Annotated in this window: 2 protein-coding genes; one reads left to right on the top strand and one right to left on the bottom strand. The window is 63.9% G+C overall.

Going from position 1 to position 2,136, the window contains the following annotated elements:
- The coding region (locus ACRDUX_RS15265; protein ID WP_526414859.1) for an aminotransferase class I/II-fold pyridoxal phosphate-dependent enzyme at positions 1-1,223 on the bottom strand (1,223 nt) is incomplete at its 3' end.
- Between the two features lie 316 nt (positions 1,224-1,539).
- On the opposite strand from ACRDUX_RS15265, the gene ACRDUX_RS15260 reads away from it, so the two are divergent.
- Positions 1,540-1,914, top strand: a complete 375-nt coding sequence (locus ACRDUX_RS15260) for a hypothetical protein (protein ID WP_526414860.1) — start codon at positions 1,540-1,542, stop codon at positions 1,912-1,914.
- Positions 1,915-2,136 lie beyond the last annotated feature (222 nt).

Genomic DNA, 2,136 nt, shown 5'->3' with positions numbered 1-2,136 from the left:
ACGGTACTCAGTTGCAACTCCGCGGGATCAGGTAATCGAATTGGTTGCGGCGCAGCGAAATCAGCGGCGGCATGCCGCCATGCAAGCAGCGCGTCGAGGAGCCGCTGCGCGCTGTCGGCGTCGTCGGCGAAGGACAGCGTGGCAAGGATGCGGCGGTGATCGCTCATACCGACGTCGACCTGCTGGTGCTGTCGAAGCCAATCCGCTGCTTGGTAGCCAGACGTTCCCGTCCCCGACACGTCGATCAGCACCTGCATGCGGTCCAGATCGTGAGAGGCCTGCACCCCCAGCAACTCGTCGTCGAGTACCTCAAGGCCGTCGATCCGCTCGATGTCAGTGCGCAGACCGTGCGCCAACTCGAGCGTGCCGCCGAGCAGATCCCTGCCGCGCTCCACCATCTGACGGCGCCACCCGTCGATCGCCGAGTACACCAGAACGTTCGGGCTGGTGGTCATCAAGAGGTCTGCGCACGCCGACAAGCGGTCCTGATCCACCAAGTCACCCTGCAGGTGGAACACTGATCCCTGCTCGAACCCCGCGCCCATCTTGTGCACGCTCACGACGCATACGTCGGCCCCCGCATCCATTGCCCACGTAGGCAGGTCGTCATGAAAGGGCAGATGCGCGCCCCACGCCTCATCGACGATGAGCGGTTTCCCGCGCGCGTGGCACACGTCGGCGATTCCATGTAAATCCGCACAGGTGCCGTACGGGCTCGGGCTCACGATCAACGCGCCGGACGCATCCGGATGCCGATCCCACGCCTCGGCAACCTGTTGAGGTGACGGAGGGTGCGAAAAGTGATGCTCGGCGTCCCAACGCGGGGTGATCCATCGAGCTTGTAGTCCAGAGAAGACGAGCCCGGCGACGATTGACTTGTGACTGTCACGGCCCAGGAGCAGGCCGCCGTCCCCACCGGCAACGGCCATCATCGCCGCCTTGACCGACAATGAACTCCCGCACGTCGAAAACCACGCCACGTCGGCGCCGACAGCGTCGGCCATCAGGTCCTCCGCCCGCCGCAAATACCCGTTGCTCATTCGCCGGTCGTCGAGCCCGCCGCTGGCCAGCACGTCATCGCGGAACGGTTCGAGGCCTAGGACGTCCAGCACGCGGGCGTCAGTGCCTCGCCCCTGACGATGGCCCGGCGGAGTGAATCCATAACGACCTGATCGGCGGTAGTCCAACAGCGCATCGAGCAGAGGAGTCTGTCCTTGATCCATGCCAAGGCTCATACCCCATTGGGGGCTCCGCGAAGCTGCGCCACATGCGCTCCGTTTCGTGCGCCAGGTTGTGGGTGATGAATCGCCCTGGCTTTCCCGGAGGCTCGTTTATTGGATGTCGACCAGGGGTTGGTCGGTCCTTTGTGCATCGCAGAACGCGGCTTCGAATTCGGTGGGTGGGATGTCGGCGAGGTATCCGTGGAGGCACCGGCCCCTGGAAGACCGTCGAAGACGTCGAGCTTGCCACTCTGGGCTGGGTGTACTGGCATAACACCAGCCGCGTCACGAGGTCCGGATCCGCTGATCGACGACCCGTATGCAGAGCCTCTGGTGCCTGCCGTGGGTGGCGATGTCGGCCCAGGACCAATTGTTCGACAACATCACCCGACTCAGCGCACCGGGCAGCTATCTGGCCACCGAGTACCTTCCCGATGCTTCGGCCTTCTCCGACGATCGGTCCCGGGGCGTGACGGACGGCTTCCGCCGGTTCGGCTTCGATACGGAGCTATCCGAACTCGTTTACCACGGCCGGCGCAGTCCCGTCGTCGATTACCTGACGACGTGTGGCTGGCAGGTGGTGTCGCAGTCGCTCGAAAAGGCGTACGCCGCCAACGGTTTTGAACTACCCGGTGATGAGATGTTCGCCGCATTCACCAGCGCTCGCATTGTCAGCGGAGTGTTCAAGGGCTAGCGGCAATTCTCTGCGCAGAGACCGACGGAACGGCTGCTCCTGAGCTTTGAAGCGACCATCTTGTTGATTGAGGGGCTCTGGAGCCAACAACCGGGTGCTGCAGCGGCTAGCGCACACCCCCGCCAATCGCCAGTCTTAACGGGTCGTCAACACCGCCGCGGCGAGCAGACGTCGGTTTGCGCCTATTGCTCGACAGGGGTCGTATCGGTGTGGCGGGCAATA

The organism is Mycobacterium sp. (assembly GCF_050701675.1).
Taxonomy (GTDB): domain Bacteria; phylum Actinomycetota; class Actinomycetes; order Mycobacteriales; family Mycobacteriaceae; genus Mycobacterium.
The sequence above is the reverse complement of the archived record's forward strand: the minus strand, read 5'-3'. Positions and strand labels throughout refer to the sequence as shown.

Excerpts from the sequence above, each read along its gene's own strand:
- ACRDUX_RS15260 (WP_526414860.1), top strand. The coding sequence starts at position 1,540 with ATGCAGAGCCTCTGGTGCCTGCCGTGGGTGGCGATGTCGGCCCAGGAC.